Annotated in this window: 21 protein-coding genes, 1 tRNA gene and 1 pseudogene; 5 read left to right on the top strand and 18 right to left on the bottom strand. The window is 63.3% G+C overall.

The window, feature by feature from the left end; all coding sequences use genetic code 11:
* Window positions 1–62: 62 nt before the first annotated feature.
* The 5 genes from ACP7DE_RS00450 to ACP7DE_RS00430 all read left to right on the top strand — a co-directional run bounded on the left by ACP7DE_RS00450 (window position 63) and on the right by ACP7DE_RS00430 (window position 3,655).
* Window positions 63–491, top strand: coding sequence for a hypothetical protein (locus tag ACP7DE_RS00450; RefSeq protein ID WP_426070241.1), 429 nt, complete (start codon window positions 63–65; stop codon window positions 489–491).
* Window positions 492–505: 14 nt separating this feature from the next.
* Window positions 506–1,003, top strand: a complete 498-nt coding sequence (locus ACP7DE_RS00445; protein ID WP_426070858.1) for a glycoside hydrolase family 19 protein — start codon at window positions 506–508, stop codon at window positions 1,001–1,003.
* Complete coding sequence (locus tag ACP7DE_RS00440) at window positions 1,000–1,350, top strand: hypothetical protein (RefSeq protein WP_426070240.1); 351 nt, start codon at window positions 1,000–1,002, stop codon at window positions 1,348–1,350. Before ACP7DE_RS00445 ends, ACP7DE_RS00440 begins: the two co-directional genes overlap by 4 nt.
* A gap of 209 nt (window positions 1,351–1,559) precedes the next feature.
* Window positions 1,560–1,682, top strand: coding sequence for a hypothetical protein (locus ACP7DE_RS00435; protein WP_426070239.1), 123 nt, complete (start codon window positions 1,560–1,562; stop codon window positions 1,680–1,682).
* Between the two features lie 473 nt (window positions 1,683–2,155).
* Window positions 2,156–3,655, top strand: coding sequence for a nucleobase:cation symporter-2 family protein (locus tag ACP7DE_RS00430; protein WP_426070238.1), 1,500 nt, complete (start codon window positions 2,156–2,158; stop codon window positions 3,653–3,655).
* 43 nt (window positions 3,656–3,698) lie between these two features.
* On the opposite strand, the gene ACP7DE_RS00425 is transcribed toward ACP7DE_RS00430, so the two are convergent.
* From ACP7DE_RS00425 to ACP7DE_RS00340, 18 genes and pseudogenes are all read right to left on the bottom strand, one after another.
* Entirely contained in the window at window positions 3,699–8,741 is a 5,043-nt protein-coding gene (locus ACP7DE_RS00425; protein WP_426070237.1) for a diguanylate cyclase domain-containing protein, read from the bottom strand.
* A 560-nt stretch (window positions 8,742–9,301) separates the two neighbouring features.
* Window positions 9,302–9,396, bottom strand: a tRNA-Leu gene (locus ACP7DE_RS00420).
* A 117-nt stretch (window positions 9,397–9,513) separates the two neighbouring features.
* The gene (locus tag ACP7DE_RS00415) at window positions 9,514–10,593 is read right to left on the bottom strand and encodes a tyrosine-type recombinase/integrase (RefSeq protein WP_426070236.1); all 1,080 of its coding nucleotides are present in this window, start codon (window positions 10,591–10,593) and stop codon (window positions 9,514–9,516) included.
* 33 nt (window positions 10,594–10,626) lie between these two features.
* A complete protein-coding gene (locus tag ACP7DE_RS00410; RefSeq protein WP_426070235.1) occupies window positions 10,627–10,908 on the bottom strand; it encodes a DUF4224 domain-containing protein in 282 nt (93 codons plus the stop codon).
* A complete protein-coding gene (locus ACP7DE_RS00405; protein ID WP_426070234.1) occupies window positions 10,905–12,548 on the bottom strand; it encodes a hypothetical protein in 1,644 nt (547 codons plus the stop codon). Before ACP7DE_RS00405 ends, ACP7DE_RS00410 begins: the two co-directional genes overlap by 4 nt.
* Window positions 12,545–12,787, bottom strand: a complete 243-nt coding sequence (locus ACP7DE_RS00400) for a hypothetical protein (RefSeq protein ID WP_426070233.1) — start codon at window positions 12,785–12,787, stop codon at window positions 12,545–12,547. The genes ACP7DE_RS00405 and ACP7DE_RS00400 overlap by 4 nt, the downstream gene beginning before the upstream one ends.
* 101 nt (window positions 12,788–12,888) lie before the next feature.
* Window positions 12,889–13,110, bottom strand: a complete 222-nt coding sequence (locus ACP7DE_RS00395) for a hypothetical protein (protein WP_426070232.1) — start codon at window positions 13,108–13,110, stop codon at window positions 12,889–12,891.
* Between the two features lie 9 nt (window positions 13,111–13,119).
* On the bottom strand, window positions 13,120–13,242 hold the full coding sequence (locus ACP7DE_RS00390) for a hypothetical protein (RefSeq protein WP_426070231.1): 123 nt from the start codon (window positions 13,240–13,242) through the stop codon (window positions 13,120–13,122).
* A complete protein-coding gene (locus ACP7DE_RS00385) occupies window positions 13,239–13,949 on the bottom strand; it encodes a hypothetical protein (protein ID WP_426070230.1) in 711 nt (236 codons plus the stop codon). Before ACP7DE_RS00385 ends, ACP7DE_RS00390 begins: the two co-directional genes overlap by 4 nt.
* Window positions 13,874–14,488: a hypothetical protein gene (locus ACP7DE_RS00380; protein ID WP_426070229.1), complete on the bottom strand. Its 615-nt coding sequence runs from the start codon at window positions 14,486–14,488 to the stop codon at window positions 13,874–13,876. The genes ACP7DE_RS00385 and ACP7DE_RS00380 overlap by 76 nt, the downstream gene beginning before the upstream one ends.
* Window positions 14,485–14,805 carry a hypothetical protein gene (locus tag ACP7DE_RS00375; protein ID WP_426070228.1) on the bottom strand — a complete coding sequence of 107 codons (321 nt, stop codon included), beginning with the start codon at window positions 14,803–14,805 and terminating at the stop codon, window positions 14,485–14,487. Before ACP7DE_RS00375 ends, ACP7DE_RS00380 begins: the two co-directional genes overlap by 4 nt.
* Window positions 14,802–15,062, bottom strand: coding sequence for a hypothetical protein (locus ACP7DE_RS00370; protein ID WP_426070227.1), 261 nt, complete (start codon window positions 15,060–15,062; stop codon window positions 14,802–14,804). The genes ACP7DE_RS00375 and ACP7DE_RS00370 overlap by 4 nt, the downstream gene beginning before the upstream one ends.
* The gene (locus tag ACP7DE_RS00365; RefSeq protein WP_426070857.1) at window positions 15,059–15,367 is read right to left on the bottom strand and encodes a DNA translocase FtsK; all 309 of its coding nucleotides are present in this window, start codon (window positions 15,365–15,367) and stop codon (window positions 15,059–15,061) included. Before ACP7DE_RS00365 ends, ACP7DE_RS00370 begins: the two co-directional genes overlap by 4 nt.
* Before the next feature lie 270 nt (window positions 15,368–15,637).
* A pseudogene (locus ACP7DE_RS00360) lies at window positions 15,638–16,528 on the bottom strand (recombination-associated protein RdgC); the annotation flags it as partial.
* A gap of 9 nt (window positions 16,529–16,537) precedes the next feature.
* Entirely contained in the window at window positions 16,538–16,951 is a 414-nt protein-coding gene (locus ACP7DE_RS00355) for a recombination protein NinB (protein WP_099376061.1), read from the bottom strand.
* 28 nt (window positions 16,952–16,979) lie between these two features.
* The gene (locus ACP7DE_RS00350; RefSeq protein ID WP_426070226.1) at window positions 16,980–17,615 is read right to left on the bottom strand and encodes a hypothetical protein; all 636 of its coding nucleotides are present in this window, start codon (window positions 17,613–17,615) and stop codon (window positions 16,980–16,982) included.
* Window positions 17,612–17,860 (bottom strand): hypothetical protein, encoded by a 249-nt coding sequence (locus tag ACP7DE_RS00345; RefSeq protein WP_426070225.1) that lies wholly within the window; start codon window positions 17,858–17,860, stop codon window positions 17,612–17,614. The genes ACP7DE_RS00350 and ACP7DE_RS00345 overlap by 4 nt, the downstream gene beginning before the upstream one ends.
* Window positions 17,857–18,567, bottom strand: coding sequence for a KTSC domain-containing protein (locus ACP7DE_RS00340; protein ID WP_426070224.1), 711 nt, complete (start codon window positions 18,565–18,567; stop codon window positions 17,857–17,859). Before ACP7DE_RS00340 ends, ACP7DE_RS00345 begins: the two co-directional genes overlap by 4 nt.
* Window positions 18,568–18,585 lie beyond the last annotated feature (18 nt).

The raw sequence follows: 18,585 nt of genomic DNA, 5'->3' as shown, positions 1-18,585 counted from the left end.
CAGTTGTCCACCTTCAACCCGCTTCGGCGGGTTTTTTCATTTCCACCACCTGAAAGGCAACCATGGCCCTCGAAACCACCGCCGCCGGCGGCGCATTGATCAAACTGTTTGGCGTGCCCGTGCTGGCTGGCGCCGCTGCCACGTCGCTGGGCTTCATGTTCATGTGGCCCCAATCGACCAAGGAGGCATTTATCCGTTTATGCTCCAGCATCATCATTTCCACGTTTCTCGGCCCCTTGCTGGTGGCCGCCGTGCTGTCCTGGTGGCCCAGCCTGTTTGACAGCGCGAAGACCGTGGCGGGTCTGTATGGCGGCGACCCGGCCACGGGCTTCCTCTTCATTGCCGCGCCGCTGATGGTGGCGGCGGGTTTGCCCGCCTGGTGGGTACTGGGCGCGTGCGTGCGCTGGTTCGACAAGCGGCGCGGCAAGGATATCGGCGAACTGGCGGTTGACGCGGCCGCTGCCGTCAAGGATGTGCGGGGCATGCTGTGACAGGCGCGCAATTGATGCAGATCATGCCGTTGGCCGGCCGCCGCGCTACGCTGTTCCTGGCGCCACTGACTGCGGCGATGGCCGAGTTCGGCATCGATACACCGCTGCGCCAGGCGGCGTTCCTGGCACAGGTGGGCCACGAATCGGGCCAGTTGCGCTATGTGCGCGAGCTGGCCAGCGGCGCGGCCTATGAAGGACGGGCGGACTTGGGCAATGTGATTGCCGGCGATGGCGTGCGCTTCAAGGGGCGTGGCTTGCTGCAGGTGACAGGGCGCGCCAACTATGCGGCGTGCGGCGTGGCGTTGGGCCTGGACTTGCTAGCGGCGCCGCAGTTGCTGGAGGCGGCGACTTTCGCGTGTCGCTCGGCGGGCTGGTTCTGGCAATCGCGCGGCTTGAACCGCCTGGCCGATGCGGGCGACCAGGAGCGCGTAACGCGTCGCATCAATGGTGGCGTGAACGGCCTGGCCGAGCGTCTGGCCTTGTACCAGGCAGCGCGCAAGGTGTTGGTATGAAGCCGCCGTTGAGCATTCTGGCGATGCTGCTGTTGCTGGGGGCAGCCGTGTTTTGCGCGCAGCGCTGGGGACATGAGGCAGGCCGTGCCGCGTGCGCAGCGCAAGTGCAGGAGGTGCAGGGCGTGTTGCGGCGCCAGGACCAGGCGCTGAATGCACTGCGGGAGGAGGGCGTACGCCGGTCGGTGCGGGCCCGGCAGGCTTTGGCCACAGCGCAGGCTGGTCAGGCCGACGCACAAGCGGCTGCGGCGCGCATCCTGGCATTGCAGCCTGAAGGTAATGCGTGCCGCGCGGCAGAGGCGCTGATCGCCCGTGAAACGGCCGGAAGCACCGCTGGCGGGACGCCATGAGCGCGGCAATGACGAGTACGCTAGCGCCGCCAAGGGTTTGGGGCTACTTGCGGGCTTGCTCACGGGCGTGTTCATTGGCCTGTTCACTGGTCTGCATGGTGGCTGGTCTGCTGGGGGGCTGCGCGGCAGGTGGGCCAAGGTTGCAAGCTGCAGCGGAAAGGCTGGCCATCGGCGTGCCCTGTATCGCCGTTCGCCCTGCGGCGCCACTTTTGCCAGCCGTGCCGCAGCACGGCATTTTTGCGCAAGTGCAAGCCTTGCTGGCGCGCGAACACTTGCGCACGGCCTATGTGCTGCAGCTGGAAGCGCTGATGGTTGGCTGTGCCGGCAGTTAACGTAGACCAGTGCTCAACGACGTCTGCTGCTGTTTCGTTGCCGTTTTTCTGACGCTTTTCTGACGTTTTGCAGTTGATTTTCGGCCGGCTTGCGTTGCGCATAATCCCCTGGGGCGTCGCTTGATGGCGCTCGCCGCGCCAGAGTGCCCGATCCGGATGCTGCCTCACCATGCCATGCTCCGATGCCGTTTTCCATGCTGCCTTCTGGTGCGGTCGCCTGGTGGCGCGTCAGAAAACGGTGCAGCGCAGCGTGGCGGGCGCCCGATTTTGACGAACGCGATGGTATTTCGGCACAATTCCTGTATACAATCGTCGCTGGCACGAAGCGTGCATGGCATACCTTGGTCGTCCTATCCAAGGAGCTTCGCATGCATCATCCGTCGCCAGTGTGTTTCTGTCGTCCCGTTTCTCTCTTGCTTTTCCCTTTCACCTGCGCCCATCGGGGCCGCGGTAACCCGGGAAATGGAGCGTAAATGGCCACTCCCCGTCTGAAATCCATCCACCGCAGCGTGCCCGGCACAACGCCTGCAGCGCCATCGCCCGTGGATGAAATCCTGCCAGTTGGCAAGCTGTTCACCCTGGGCTTGCAGCATGTGCTTGTCATGTATGCGGGTGCCATTGCCGTGCCGCTGATCGTCGGGCGTGCACTCAAGCTGCCGCCCGAGCAGGTGGCGGCATTGATCAGTGCCGACCTGTTCTGCTGCGGCCTGGTGACCTTGATTCAGTCCTTGGGCATAGGCAAATACTTCGGCATCCGCCTGCCCGTGATGATGGGCGTGACCTTTGCCGCCGTCAGTCCCATGCTGGCCATGGCGAACAACCCGTCCCTGGGCATCACCGGCATCTTTGGTGCCGTCATCGGCGCCGGCGTCGTCTCCATGTTGATCGCGCCCTTCATCAGCCGTCTGCTGACCCTGTTTCCGCCCGTGGTCACTGGCAGTATCATCGCCGTGATCGGCATGTCGCTGATGCGCGTGGGCGTGAACTGGGCCATGGGTGGGCCGCCCGCCATGGCGCAAATTGCCGATCCCGCCTTCCTCCAGATGGCCGCTGCCGCCACTGCGGCCGGCTTGCCTGCGCTGGCCGGTCCCGTGCCCCTGATTGCCAACCCCGGCTACGGCGCGCTGGATAACCTGGGCATCGCCGGCTTCGTGCTGGCCGTCATCTTGCTGGTGGCCAAGTATGGCCGCGGCTTCCTGTCGAATATCGCGGTATTGATCGGCATCATCGCTGGCACGGCCCTGTCGTTTGCGCTGGGCAAGGCCGATTTCGCCAAGGTGGCCAGCGCCAAGGCTTTTGCCATCGTCACGCCATTCCAGTTCGGCATGCCGACCTTCGACGTAGTCGCCATCGTGACCATGAGTCTGGTGATGATTGTCGTCATGATCGAATCGCTGGGCATGTTTTTGGCGCTGGGCGAAATGACGGACAAGCGCATCACGCAGGACGATATCAGTCGCGGCTTGCGCGTCGATGGCTTGGGCACCTTGATCGGCGGCATTTTCAATACCTTCCCGTACACATCGTTCTCGCAAAACGTGGGCCTGGTGGGCGTCACGGGCGTGCGCAGCCGCTGGGTGTGCGTAGCGGCCGGCATCATCCTGCTGGTCATGGGCGTGATCCCGAAGATCGCGCAAACGGCCGAGTCCGTGCCGGCGTTCGTGCTGGGCGGGGCAGGGCTGGTGATGTTCGGCATGGTCGCCGCCACCGGCATCCGCATTCTCGCCGGCGTCGACTACAAGAGCAACCGCAACAACCTGTTCATCGTGGCCCTGTCGATCGGCTTCGGCATGCTGCCGCTGGTGGCCGAGCAATATGCGCAACACATGCCCAAGGCCCTGTCGCCGTTGCTGCACAGCGGCATCCTGCTGGCCGCCATCGTTGCCGTGCTGCTCAATTTGTTCTTCAATGGCCTGGCTTCAAAGGAGGTGGCGAGGGACCAGGCGCGCGAGAACAGTCATGGCAGCGATTGAGGCGCCGCCCATCGCCTTGAACGCTGCGCGCGGCGTGTGCGGATCAGCCAGGCGACAGCACCTTGAGGACCACGCAATTGCGCCCCGCATCCTTGGCCTGGTACAGCGCGGCATCGGCCAGGCGCAACAGGACGTCAGGGTCGGCGGCGCCCGGCGCCGACTGGACCGCGATGCCGACGCTGATCGTCACCTGTTGCGCATCCGCTCGCGTATGGTCGATGTCCAGCTCTGCGATGGCGCGTCGCAGCGCTTCGCCGATCTGGCGCGCCTCGTCTGCGCCGGTGTTCGGCAGCACGATTGAAAACTCTTCGCCGCCGTAGCGCGCCGTCAGGTCGCCCGCGCGCCGCATGCCGGCCGCCAGCGCATGCGCGACACGGATCAGGCATGCGTCACCGGCCTGGTGGCCATGCCGGTCGTTGAAGCGTTTGAAGTAGTCGACATCGAGCATGATGACGGCCAGCGGCTGGCCGACGCGCGTGGCACGCGCACATTCGGTGCGCAGCACGTCGTCGAAATGGCGCCGGTTCGAAAGGCCCGTCAGGCCGTCGGTGATGGACAAGGTTGCCAGTTTGCGGTTGGCGTCTTCCAGCTGTTCCGTGCGTTCGGCAACGCGTCGCTCCAGGCTGTCATGCAGCCTGGCGCTGGAGATCGAGATCATCGCCTGTACACCGAGCATGCGCAGAAACGCTACGCGTTCCTGCGTGAACGAGGCTTCTGCAAGCCGATTCTCGAAGTACAGGATGCCGTCGATCTGGCCGCCGTGCCGGATCGGCAGGCACATGACGGCACGCGGCCGCTGCAGCTGCACATACGGGTCGGCGGCGAAGCGCGAGACGCCCGTGATGCTGTCTTCGATCACCTCCACGCCAGTGCGGATCACGTAGCGCAGCAGCGATAGCGGGAATTGCGGGTCGCTGGCGGCATTCAGGTCGAGCCGGCGCGCTTGCAGGACGGTGACGCCATCGCCATCGATATTGGCCTCCAGCTGGTAGCTGCCTTCGGACAGTAGCAGCAGACGCGCTACCTGCCCGCCAGCGTTTTCGCACACGATGGAAATCAGGCGCGTCAGGACATTGCGCAAGCCGACTTCGTTCGACAGGATCTGCGCCGCTTTCAGCAGCGACACCAGGTCGAGTGCGGCACTGCCGTGCGTGTGAGGCCCCACATGCGACAGCGTGGCGCGGCCAGCCATCCTTGGCAGCAGCGCGGCGTGGCGCGCCCGCAGTTGCGTCACCTTGGCCTCTGCACCCCACTGGCCGTAGTGCGCGATGGCGTCCTGAATGAAGACGGCGGCCACACGCGTGTGGCCCTGCTCGAACCAGCATTCGCCGCACAGCTCATTGCCCAGCGCTTGCACGTTGACGTAGCCTGCCAGGCCGGCGGCGTCCATCGCCTGCCGATAATGGCGCGTGGCCAGCTGCAGATCGTCCCGGTAGCGTGCCATCTCGGCCATCACCAGCAGATGTTTGGCACCGCTATTGTCCGAGCCCTCACTGGCCCAGTCGTCAAGGCGCGCCTGCAGTGCGTCGATCACGGCCAGGACATCGCCCGCATCGGGGCGCGCCCGGTCGCGCCGCAAGGCGCGGATCCATATCAGCGCGGCGTAGAAGCTCGACTCGGCAACCTTGGCCTGGCCGCGCATGATTTGGGTGACGATGCCGAGCTGGCCGGCCAACAGCTCGGCGTCGGCGCCGTCGAACAGGTAGGCGTTGCGGATTTTCCCTTGTAAATAGTAGGCGCGATACAGCTGCGAGTCGCCATACTGTTCGAGGAAACGCGCCTCGCTGAACGTCGCATCATCGTAGCTGTCGTGACGTGGCAGGAGACCCATCAGGCATTTGATTGGCTGGATCGCGGCGGCGATGCAGCAATCGGCCATCGCCTGCTGGCCGTTGGCGCGCATCAGTGCCAGGTCGTGCTCGATGTCGTGCATCAGATGCGGCAAGTAGTCGCCGAGGATCATCCGTTCGGTGGCGCGCACGGCGACCACCACGCCAACCTGCACGAAATCGGCGATTTCCAGTGCCCAGCCAAAGGCTTCTTCGTACAGGGCATCGGAGCTGCGCAGCGGCTGCGTCCAGTGACTGATGAGCGCACCGAACATCAGGCCCGTGAGTGTGCGCGTCTGCAGATTGGCACGCCGCCTGGCCAGCGCCATCGCCATCGCGCCGAAGTCGTAGCCGCGCGCAACGTCGCCGCCGTACAGCGCAAGCATCATCGCGTAGCCGACATAGGCGACGGCGCTGAAATCGCTGTTCCCCCGTTGCATGGACAGGCGCGTCATCGATACCACCATCAGCGCGCTGAGATCTTGCTGGCCGGCGTAATAGCTGGCCATCCACAGGCCCTGCATCATCTGCATCGCGGCCACCGCGTCCGGCTCGCACATGTCGCCGGCCGCCAGCAACGTGCCGGGCGTCTGCGCGCCATGCAGGCACCCGATGTCGGCGAGGATATCGTCGAAGCGCGCTTTCATCTGCGCCACGTCATGCGGAATGGCGATGTCCAACTGCGCCAAGCCTTCGCGCTGCACGGCGATGGCCTCTAGCAGGCGGCCCTGTAACTGGTACTGGTGGGCCTGGATGGCAATGCAGCGTACCTGCAGTAGCGGGCTCAAGGTGCGGGCGCGCACCAGCGGATAGATCGCCTCGGCGGCATCGAACTGGCCGCACAGGTAAGCCGCTTCGGCCGCGCCGAGCTGCAGGTCAAGCCAGAGGTCGGCGTGGACGTTCCATGCCTCTGCCGGCAGCAGGCCGAGACCAATTCGCATGTGCTCCAGCGTGGCCTGGAACGCGGCAGAGCGCCGTGCCTTGACGCCGGCCTGGAGATTGAGCCCCGCCAACTGCACGCGCTCGCCCGCATCGTCGAGCAGCGCACGGCCGGCGTTGAGCTGTTCGACGATGTCAAACAGTGTCCCGTCCTGACGCTCCGGTGTTGCATGCCGCAGTAGCAGGCGGCCGATGCGAAGGTGGTTGGCCGCGCGGGTACCAGCATCGGCGACCAGGTAGGCTGCCTGCTGCACGCGGTCGTGCAGGAAGCGGTAATTGACGCCGCTTTGGCCGGCGCGGGTGTCGCCGTTGACGTATTTATAGCGTTCGTCGAGCGGCTGGATCAGCCCTGCATGGAGCGCTGGCCACAAGACTTGCTGCGTGTGCCGGGGCGCGCGGTCCACTGCCAGCGCCAGTGTGTCGAGCGTAAAGCGGTTGCCGCTGGAGGCTGCCAGTTGCAGCAGGTGTTGCGTTGCCGTGGGCAGGCGGTGGATTTTCTCCAGCAGCACCTCGACCACGTTGTCCGTGTACCTGGCCTGTCGTATCGCGGGCAGGTCCCAGTCCCAGCAATCGGCTACGGCTCGGTAGCGCAAATGGCCCGTTTCATTGAGCGAGGCCAGGAACTGGCTGAGGAAAAATGGATTGCCAGCCGTCTTGCGGTAGCAAATGCGGGTCAGGGACGCGCAGTCAGGTGCCGCCATGCGCACGGTAGCCGACACCATTTGCGCAACCTGCGGCTCGCTCAGGGGGCTCAGTAACAGCGTCGACAGGCGCACCTCGCGCGCGCGCAGCTTGTCGCGCAGCGCGATGAGTGGATGCGCGGCGCCCACTTCGTTGTCGCGGTACGCGCCGATGAACAGCAGGCAGCACTTGTCGCAGGAGAGCATGAGCAGTTCGATCATCCGCAGCGTGGCCGTATCGGCCCATTGCAGGTCGTCCAGGAACAGTACCAGCGGATGCCCGGCGCAGGCGAAGACTTCGACGAAGCGGGGGAAAAGCCGGTCCAGGCGGCGCTGGGCCTGTACCGGCGACGACGCGGGCATCGCCTCGGTGGGGCCGACGATCAAGGCCAGTTGGGGAATCAGTTCGACCAGCACGCCGATGCCGCTGCCCAGGGCGGCGTGCAGTTTTCCGGACCACCGCCGCAGCGTTTCTTCGGGCTGGCCCAGCAACTGCTGCACCAGCCCCTGGAAGGCCTGGATCAGCGAGGCATAGGGTATGTCGCGCTGGAGCAGGTCAAACTTGCCAGACAGGAAACAGCCGCGCCGGGCAATGATCGGCTTCTGTACCTCGTTGACGACCGCCGACTTGCCGATGCCCGAGTGGCCGGCCACCAGCAGCATTTCGCAGGTGCCGGTCGCACTGCGCTCAAACGCCGCCAGCAGCACGGAGATGGCATCCTCTCGCCCATGCAGCGTTTGTGGCACAAGGAAGCGGCCGTTGTGGTCGGACAGCTTGAGCGCCTGCGCCGGCTTGTTTGCGCGGCATGCTTCGAGGTCGCTGCGCAAGCCTTGCAGGCTCTGGTAGCGTTGATCGGCATTTTTTTCCAGCAGGCGCTGGATGATAGCCAGCAGCTGGCCAGGCAAGCCTGCGAGCGCCGGATGCGACCAGTCGGGACTGCGGGCAATGTGGCAATGCACGAGTTCCATCTCGTCGCCCGCCTCGAATGGCGCCTGGCCGGCCAGCAGTTCGTACAGGGTGGCGCCGAGCGCATAGAAATCGGCGCGCCAGTCGACCCGCCGATTCATGCGCCCGGTCTGTTCCGGCGCCATGTAGCGCAGCGTACCTTCCAGTGACTGGAGATTGACGATGCCATGGCTTTCGTATGGCAGTTCGCAGGCAATGCCGAAATCGATCAGCTGCAGCACACGCCGGTCGGCATTCCATACCAGATTGGAGGGATTGATATCCTTGTGGATCACGCCATGACGATGGACTTCCTCCAGCGCCGCACACAGCTGCAGCGCGATGTCGAAAAAGTCGTCCAACGCCAACGCGGGCTGCGCCGGCGTGCTGCGCGCCGCCACCTGCGCGCGCACAATCTGGTCGAGCGCCTGGCCACCGGTATCTTCCTGGAGCATCGTCCAGCGCCCGCCGTGCAGCTGCAGTGCAAGCGGATGCACCACGCCAGGATGGCGGCAGCGGCGCGCGATCGCATACTCGCGCTTGAATTGTGCCAGTTGCTGAAAGGAAGGGAACTGCTGATTAGGCTTCTTGACGATCAGTGCGGTGCCATCGGCAGCCCTGGCGCGATACACCTGCGAGCGGCCACCGCTGTGCAGCTGTTTGATGATCTCGTGGTCGAAAAGGGAGCTCATGGGCTAGGCTAGCGGTACACAGACGGTTGCGGGAGCCTTGAGGCGCACATTTCGAAGTCTTACTTCATTGTAAGTATTATATCAGTAGGAAGTCGCGGCGAAGCGAGAGGCGCGATGGGTGTTGTTGCAAAAATGTCGGCGGTGCCGGGCACGGAGGGGGAGCGATGAGTGGATGCGGCAATGGCGCAACCTGGAAACGCGATAACGAGCATAACGGCGCACTAGGTACGCCATCCCCCGGTATCTGAAGCCTATGCAAATCCCTGTGGCCGACCATGCGCGCCAGGTCCAGCACGTTAAATTTTTTTGGCCAATCGCACGATGGCCGCATGCCGGCTGTCGTGGAAGGTCAGTCCCCGTCCGCCACCAACCCGTTTCCTGAGTGACGCCATGCATCTCCCTTGCTGAGGCGTAATCATGGCGTCAATCTGGCGTAATCGTTACTGGTTTTTGTCGGGTTTAATATGGGTTAATAGAAATATCAAGGCGTAAAAAAAGCCATTAACCCGTTGATTATATTGGGTTTAATGGCTTTTCTGATGTTTCTGAATTCTGTGCGCTGGTGCCCGGAGCCGGAATCGAACCGGCACGCCCTTACAGGCGGGAGATTTTAAGTCAGTAGCGAAAATCATATAAATCAAAGACTTACCCGCGCTTTTCGTTCCGCAAAATTATTTGCGCACGCCTCTGGAAGCCGCATTATTGCTGGGCCTAACTCATGTTTGCGGAACGATTCCGGCATCCAGTGGCGGTGGTGCCCGCCCATCTCTCACTACTTCGTTGGCTTTACCAATTTGCCGCGGCGATGGCGCACATAGTGTGCTGTCATCGTGGACGTAGAATGTCCTAGCTGGGCCTGAGCGGCTTCGATCCCTCGCTCTTGCTCGGTATCCGTACCTGCCTTGGCGCGTAAGTCGCGAAACTGGAAATTGCGAATGGCGGCCTCGATCTTAGGATGCGCTGCGGCCGCTTTGGCCCGTGCGCTTTCAAACGCGTAGCGCAGCATGTATGTGGTCATTTTCTCGCCTTGCTCATTGTTTATGAGCGCCACACCCATTGCCGGGCGCCGGTCGATACGCGCCATGACGGTAGCGAGTTCGCCGATGATTTCGACACGCAGTTTCTTCTTGGTTTTGTTCTGACTAATCTCCAGCGCGCCGTCCTTGACGTGCGTGCGGGTCAGTTTCAAGGCGTCCGCTGGCCGCTGGCCAGTCAGATACGCCAGATCCAGTGCATCGCGCAGCCCAGGCCCCGCAGCGGCGTAGACAGCGTCGAAAATCTCGTCATCGACATACACATCACGCCCATCTTCCTTGTATCCCATAATGCCGGCGCAGGGGTTTGCCAGGTTTGTCAGGCCGGCGCCTCGGGCAAAATTCCAAATGTGCGACAGCAATGCCTTGTCGCGGTTCGCGGCAACCTGGCCTTCTTTACCGGTCATTTCCTTGACCGGCAAGCCTTCCTCTGCGCGCGCAGCATTCTTTAGCTTTACTTCTTCTACAATGCCAGCGGTCCGCCATTGCAGATATTGGCGCACCATGACCGGGCGTATGGATTCCATAGGCTCCCGAGGGTCATCGAAGAATTTGCGCAAGTTCGCCAGTTCGTTCATATTCTTGCGTTGCGTTTCCTTCCCCTTTTTATGCATGACCTCGCAGATGTAGCGCTGCGCCACCATGCGAAAATTCGGGCGAGAAACGGATGGTACGGAGCTTGCCGTCAGCTGACCCCATTTGCGCACTGCCTCTACATAATCCTTTCCCAGAGCAAGTTCTCTTCTCGGCTTTTCGCCCGTGTCTAAAAAGTAGTACGTCACCTTTCCGCGATGACGGGCTCGCATGCCTGTAGGCAAGTTCTTATTCTTTGTTGGTACTCTGCCCATCGTCTATTTCTTTCGCAATCCTGGCGGCTGCCAGGCGGGTTTCTCTTGGGGCGCTGCCGCTGCCTTGCCTTCCACCACCGTGCGCGCTACCACTGGGCGGCCTATGGCATTGACAAAAAAGGGAATGCCCATATTACGCAGCGCCTCAACCTGGAGGCGCTTGATCTTCCTGCCCGTGAGCGTCACAACGTCATCAGCTCCCAAGAATGCTGGTAAAGGTTTATGCTTCCTCGATTCCAGCTCCTCGACGAGTCGAACAACCTCCTCAGCATCGCTCATGTTCATGGTGCGCTCCTGGCCGCTACGTCTCCGGCATGCCCGCTGCCGCCGCAAGCAGGGCAATCCAGTTCGCTAGTGCCAGGCTCGGCGCCATCATTCATGAAGACCAGGCCGGCCGGTGTCGCCGTGATGGTTTGGCCAGCGGCGCGCGCGACCGCGATGGCCTGCTGCGTCTCAGGGGAGAGCGGGGCGCGGCGGCGCACGAGCTGGGCTTCCAACTCCGCAATGCGAGCGTTGCGCTCCCGCACCAGGCTTTGGAATGCCGGCGCTTCGCAGTTGCGCGCGCATGGCGCTGGGTGTGCGCCCAGGGCTTGCAGTTCTTGTCGTTGGCGCGGGGCATGCACGCAAGTGCATTCGCCCAGCCATTCACCGTCAGCACGATGCACGTCGCCTGTGCCACCGCAGGCGCTGCACAGCGCGCGAATTTCGGCGCAGACGTCCACGTTCTCCATCGCTACTGGCACGGCCACGGGCTGCACCGGGGCGGCGTCGGCCAACGGCAACCAGCCCTGGCCTTTCATCTTCTCAGTCGGTGGACTGGTGCGATACTCCCAAGCATGCTTGGCCATCCTGCGCCACGCCACCGGCTCTTGCCTCTGTACTGGGGCGGCCTGCCTGACCTCGCCAGCCAACAAGCGGTCAAATGATCGATCAAACGCGGCCAGTTCATGCTGCCAATATGCGGCCTGATTGGCATTGCCGGCAACTTGCTCCACATTGATGCATTCGCTGATGGCATCGCGCCAGGCGCTGCGGTGCGTGGTGAAATTCGAAGGGATATACTGCACCAGAACGGCTTCTTGGCTAGCTTGCTCGCGGCCAGCAGCAACCAGTACGCGGAACACGTCGCTGTTGCGCAGCAGCGCGCCTGGCTCATTCAAGCCCCACAGGACAGGCAGCGCCGAGATTTGATCCATCAGCCGCCCGATGATCGGCTGAGGCGCAGCAGCCGGCAGCGGTGAATGTTTCGGCTTTGCCGCTTGCTTGGCGCGGATCGCCTCGACCTTCGTCCAGATCCTGGCCAGTTCCGTCTCGCCAGCGGCGTGCATGTCCAGGCCTTGGGCCAGGCACAGCGCGGCCAGCGTGACCATAACGCCACCGACTTCCTGCGCGCGCTCGCCGACCGGGCGGCCGTACACATAGTCGACCAGTTGGTGCGCTTCGCTGGCCGTGCAGCCGCACGCCTGCACCAGTTCCAGCGATTCCTCCAGGAAGCGGTGATTGCGCTCAGCGCCGTCGGCGGAGATTGCGGCACCGAAGCACTCCATCATCCAAGGCTGCCCGCGGCTCTGGAATGAATCGTCGGGAGCCGCCAGCTGCTCTTGTGCTGGAGCCGCCGGCGCTGCCGCCAGCATGGCGCGATATGCCGGCGCCATCGTAGCCAGCATGCCAGCCAACGCATCGACGGTCGTGCCCGGTGCCATGTCCATCTGCATCAAGACGAGCGGCGCAGCCTGGCGTGCCAGGTCGATATCGGCAAGCGTTGCGGTTGGCCAGGATGCGATTGCGGCGCCAGCGATGATCTCAGGCGTCGGTTCAACCGGCACCAGCTTCCAGCCGTCCGGCACGGCCAGATGCTGCGGCGTTACGGCGACCGAAAGGGGGCCACCTTGCTCCAGCGCGTCAATACTAGCGTTGTTGTTCATTCTGCATGCTCCAAAAAGGTTATCTCACTTGGCTCGCGCGGTGTCGCGTCGCCCATCAGGTAAATCACGGACGACACGCCGCCGCCCAGCACCTGGGTGCTCATGCCGCGCAAGTGGTGCTGCTTGCCCTCGAAAAGCACGGGCTGGCAGGTGTGGATCGCGCGCAGCACGGCCCGGTCCAGCTTGTAGGCTGCCTCGGCCGGGGTTTCCGGCGCGGGCGTTGGGCTGCGGCCGCTCATTACGCCGCCGGCATGCGACGGCCCCATACCCAGTACGTGCCATCATCGGAGTCGTGAATAGATAGCGTGAACCAGCCATCACCTGCCGGTTCTTCCGGATGTCAGTTGGAGACGTCCGTTCCAGCCTGGTCGAAGTAAACGATATAGGCCGGATGCTTATCATCCTCGCCGCACAAAGTGGCATAAGCAGTTTCCAGGCCTTGCGCAGCCAGCCAGGCGCGATACTCCGCTTTTTGATCCTCGTTGAACTCTGGCATATCTGGATGCGAGTACCAGCCCTCGGCATCGCGCACGACTGGCGCCCATTCAATAAGCTTGCTCATATTTACCTTTCAGGTTGTCGCGGCCAGGATGCCCGCCAGGGTCGCCGCCACGTAAATCAGGATCAGGGCCGCCGCCACGCGCGCGGCGCCGGGGCTGCGCTCGCTGTTCGGCACTTCGTCGTTGTCGGTCATACTGCCTCCGTGGTGGGCATCTTGATGCCGCGCCAGGCGTAGAAAGCTGGCCTGTCATCAGGCGAGATGCGCATGCAGTCTTCGCCGAACGTAAAGGTGGCGTCGTGCTGCGCCCCTGGAAACCTGAAGTAGAGGAGCGCCTGGGCATGTCCGAGCCTGTCCGGCCCCTGCAGCGGCGCGCGGCTTACCCAGATGCTGCCGATCTTGCAGTCCGGATATGTGACCGCAAAGAACTCGATCAGGGCCGCCTGTGCGGCCTTGCGGGCGCGCTGCTCGACAAACTCCCCCATCACGCAGCTGTAGCTGCAGTAGACGGCATTACCATTCGTGACAACTTCCAGGTGTTCGTGCTCTTCACATTCGTCCTCGGCTTCCTGCTGCATGGTTTCGGTGACGCGCCGGCTGCAGTGGTTGCACTCGAACCACCAGCCATGTTCGATTAGGACCGCGTGCGGCACAGGGCCGGGCGCGTACTGATCGAACTGCGGGCGGCGGTTGCAGGATTCGACTTCGTTGAAGGAGCAGTCCAGCTCATTCCCACCTTCGCGCCGTGCTGTAGCGCTGTTGGTTGCAAAGGTGATGACGCAATGGCCCTCGCCGGGTTCGCGGACTTCATAGGCAAGCAGGCGCTTCATCGCGTAACCCGCTTGAAGGTGATGGCCCAGCACCACGGATTCGAATCCCAGCAGCCGCCGGTCGATTCCCACAGGTCGCGCCAGGCCGAGCGCTCGGTTGCGCGACCGCTGGTGTCAGTCCCTTTGCACACGATGTCGTAGCGATCCTGCGATTCGGCCAGCGCTTCCATATCAATGCCCTCGGCAACAATGTCGGCGTCGCTGATGTCCTGCAGGCGCTCGACGCGCACCGACACGATCTCCAGCAGGATGCGGCTTGCCCAGCGCGGCATGTGGATGCTGGGCGTCCAGCGCGCTGGTTTTCGTGTCGGCTGCCGTTGTGGAAGCTCAGCGCCATCGGCGCGGAAGATCGGCCATTCCTCATGTCCGTTATCGTCCATGCAAAACGTCTCGCGCACCCAAATGCGGTCGCCAGCCTGGCCGTATGGGCATTTTCGGCCCGATTCCGCCAGCAGGGAAAGGAGTGCGGCCGGATCGCCCTGCCACGGCTCGATATGCCTGTCGGTGACCATTTGCGGCTGCGGCTTGATGACCCGGCGCGTCTGCGTCTTGCTGCCGTCGAGCACGGCGCGCACCATGGCACCGTTCATGAGGATGGGGCGCTCTTTCATGATTTTTCTCCAGCGGCCAGCGTGGCAGCAAACATATCGACGGTTTTCGTATCGCGCACCACCAGCGGCGGCAGCACGTCCAGGAAATCGCCGATGGTCAGCTCATTCCCGCGTGGGCCGTACGGCAGGCAATCGACGGTCCAGTCTTCCGGCAGGTCATCCTCGGAGCGAACTTCATCGTCGACATAGCCGTTGTGCTGGCTGTCTGCGATGATTTCGGCGAAGCCTGCTTGAAACAATTTCTCAGCTTCGCTCACGCTGGGCGCGACAACGACTGCCGTTACGGTGGCGCTTACGGTGTAGAGGCGGTTGATCATGTGGCGCCTCCTGCGCGCTTCCGGCGTTCCCACGCCGCTATTTCGCCCTGCGTCATGTGGTAGTACCCATGCGTGCCGCAGACCGGGCAAACCTTGGCCGTCACGCCTGGGCCGAACTTCTTGCTTTGCACGCTGGTCATCTCGCCCTCGTAGCCGCGCCACTTGCATTTCATCCTGCCGCAACGGATCGGCGCCGTGTTGTAGGCTGGCCGTTCAGCCGACTTTGGTGCCGCCATGTAGCCGCCTGGGCCGATCATGTTGCCGCTCCCATCACGGCCGCCACCGTATAGTTGCCCTGCGTAACCTTGACCACGCTGGCGGCTTCCATCGCCTCGATCAGCCGGGCCGCACGGTTGTAGCCAATGCCCAAATACCGTTGCACTAGGGATATCGATGCGCGCTGCCGGCTGCGCACCAACTCGACGGCCTGGTCGTATAGCGGATCGGTCGCACTGCCGTCGCCGGGCAGCACGGCGCCTGCCGCTTCGCCATTCAGGTGCGGCACCGGTCGCTGCTGGCGGACAGGGGCATCGCCCGCTGCTGGCCGTGGGCTCGGTTCCATGATCTCAGCGGCGGCTACCAGCAGCAGGTCGGCGGATTGAGAGCCGCCAGGAAGCTCCTTAGCCAGCGTCAGCGCGGATTTAATCGCGCTCTCGGCGGTTTCCGCCATGTGCTCGCGCACGCGGGCAACGGCCGGCTGCACGGTGCTTTCATACAGCTCGTTGAGCACATCGCGGTAACGGGCGCGAAGCTTGTACAGATCGGCAGTCAAGTTCACGGCGCTCTCGATCTTCTGCTGGCCGGCAGCAGCCGGGCCCGGCGCCTGCATCTCCACGTAGGCCTCGCCACCCAGCGCCTCAACCAGATCAGCCAGCATCTTGGCCAGCTCGCCCGACATCAGCGCAAAATCGCTGTCGAAGCGTTCGTCGTCGTTGCGCGTGGCGCTTTCCTTGATAATTTCCAGCGGCTTCACGGACTTGATGGCCAGCGACTCGTCCAGCACGAAGCTGATCTTGTCGCTCCAGGTCATGGCCAGTCGGGTGCACTGCTTGCCGGCGGCTATGTGGCGGCGGATATCGTCCGCTTCCAGGGTGTGGCGCTTGTAGGCCACCTGGGCCTTGCTCTCGCCGGTGGCGCGCATGATCGCGTCCTGGTCGACCGTGAAGCCGGTCAGGGATTCGCCCGCCTGCAGCCATTCCGTCATCACTCCTACCGGCGAGCGCTGCACGCGCAGGCTTTCCAGCGGCAGCTTGTCGACGGATTTCAGCAGCAGCTTGACGACTTCGTCGGCCTTAGCCGGGCTGGCCGCGTCCACCACCAGCCAGCCATTCACCGGATCGATCCACACGGCCGTGGTGCTGAGAATGGCGAATGCGCGCGGCAGCAGCTCGTCGGTGACGCGCTCTTTCAGTTCCTTCATGGCCTTCTTGCCGGGCGCGAAGCCCTGGGCTTCTTCCATTTCCAGCGCGCGGGAGGCCGCCACCTGGTTGACCACGGTCGACGGCAGCAGCTTCTTCTCGGTTTTCAGCTGCAGCAGGAACTGGCCGCCGACGGCGTGCACCAGCGGCGCGCCGGCGCCGCGAGGTGCGGCCCAGCCCTGGCGTACCAGGTCCATGCTGGTGGCCGGCGTGAACTGTTGCGACGCCAGCGCTTGTTCGAGCGTGTCGGCCGTCATTGCCCAAGGGGCGGGCAAGCGGTAAATCTGCAAATTCTTGAAAAACATGGCGCTTCCTTATTCTGAGAACACGACGCCGCGCGCGGCACCGAAGGCATACAAAAATTCAATGAACTGCGCGGCTTCCTTCACGTAGAAGTCGCTGGTCTGGACGCCCAGCTGCACGATCCGGCGCCCGTCGAAGCTGGGCGTCACACGACCGTCGTGGTGCAGCGGCGTGCCGGCGAGACGCATTTCGTCGGCAAACTCGTCCACCAGCAGCCGCTTCATATCGTCCGCATCCCACTTGCGCCCAATGTGCTCCACCTGTTTGGCGATCTCGCCGATCATCGCGTGGTACTTTTCTTCCTGGGCGCGCTTCTTCTTCGGCTCGGAAAACACCACCATCCAGCCGGGCGGCGCGGTCTTGGCGAATTCAACCGCCCGGCGCCGCGCCTCGTCGTGCACGAGGAAGTAGGTCTGTTTCGTCATGGCGGTGCTCCTGCGGCGCGCCGCGCCATCATGCTGGCACCGCCTCTGCCGCCGACTGCTTGGCCGCGTCGTATTGCTCGATGCCCCAGGCCAGCGCGTAGCAGCACCAGACGAAACGGTGCGAGTAATCCTCGCTGTCTACCTCGTAAAAGTCGGGGAAAACGCGCTTCCCGTTCCAGACAAAGTCCATTACCGCACGGTAGGCTGCGTCGGCGCCATCATCCGCATGGTCCAGCACTTCGGATTGAAGCTCATCGCGCAGGCCGTGCCCGAGCTTTCCAGTCAGCCCCCGCTGCTCAATCCAGTCCATTACATTCGTCTTGAACTTCTCGGCCGAATAATTTCGGTAGCCGTCGCGATCTGTCGCCTGAAGCTTTTCGCCCCAGTACGAGAGGTTGACCGCCAATTTGGCGCCGTTGCGTTTTTTGTAGTCCCGATCAGTACGGAAGAACTCGAACATGTCGGTCAATCGCTGAAACACGTAGGTTCCCATGTCGCCGGTGTAGCAAAGGTAGCCCGGCCAGGTGATCAGGTCGAAGTGCATGCAGCTCGTGCCTGGCTTGGCGAACCGGATATGTCGGCTCACGCCGTCTTCGCGGATCACGGTCATCGTGTGTTCGGCGACGTCGCGAAGGAATTGCTCTTCGGGGGAGGTGGCGCTCATGCTTTTGCCGCCTTCAAAGCCGTCACGCGGTCCAGGTCATAGCAGCCGCGAATGCCATCCAGCCAGATGACTGCGGTGTGGCCGCTGAGCACCTGCGCCTCGCTGACGGTGATCGTCTCGCGGATTTCGCCTCCATCCAGCTCGACGCTGACGGCGGCGCCGACCTGGTGCGCAGCGTTGAACTTGTCGCATGCGGCCTGGAGCTTTGCGGTAGCCTGTGCCTGGCGCTCGGCGCGGCCGGTCACGCTGCACCGCCCAGGTCGGCCACGTCGATCACGATGCCGCGGCAGTACGGCTCGCCGTCTTCCACGATTTCGAAGGTGGCGTGCGGCACGTCGGTGCGGTAAGTCCATGTGTAGCCATCTTCATCGCTCCAAAGCGCATCCACGGCGCGCACCTGCGGCGCCCGGGCAAAATAGTCCTTGAGTACTTCGTCGTCGTGCTCGATATCCTCGCGGAACGGCAGCAGCCCCTTGGCATCGATCAGCGCCACGGTCGGCGCGTCGCGCTCGTCGTTCACGAAGCCGCGAAACTCCATCAGGTCATCGCGGGCGCCAAAGATCACGATCAGGCCGGCCGCCTTGGCCTGCTGCTCTTCTTCCTTCGCCATTTCGCTACCGTATTCACGCCCCGTCAGCAGGCCGGCCAGCAGTTCCTTGCTCAGCTTGACCGGCGCAAGCTCGACGGCTGGCGTGCCCATGTTCGTGTACGGGTGTTTGTCGGCATGAGGCTTGATGTGCGCGTAAAAATGCTTGCCGATGGACTCGGCGCTGGCGAAGGCCGCGTATTCGCTGGCCGTGACGTTGGCGTAGTGATAAACGTCCGCCGGCGCGCCCTTGCGGAAGAACTGCACGGCCAGGGTCTCGGTCGCCGGGCAGTGGCCGATGGCGGCAATCTGCGAGGATTGGATGGCTTGCAGGGTGATTTGTGGTGCTGCGAGTGCTGTATTCATAGATTTCTCCTGGTGGTG

Origin of the sequence: Janthinobacterium sp. DSP2-3-3, from assembly GCF_049897325.1 — a bacterium.
Classification (GTDB): Bacteria; Pseudomonadota; Gammaproteobacteria; order Burkholderiales; family Burkholderiaceae_D; genus Janthinobacterium.
Note: the sequence above shows the minus strand (reverse complement) of the source record. Positions and strands in the feature narration are given on the sequence as shown.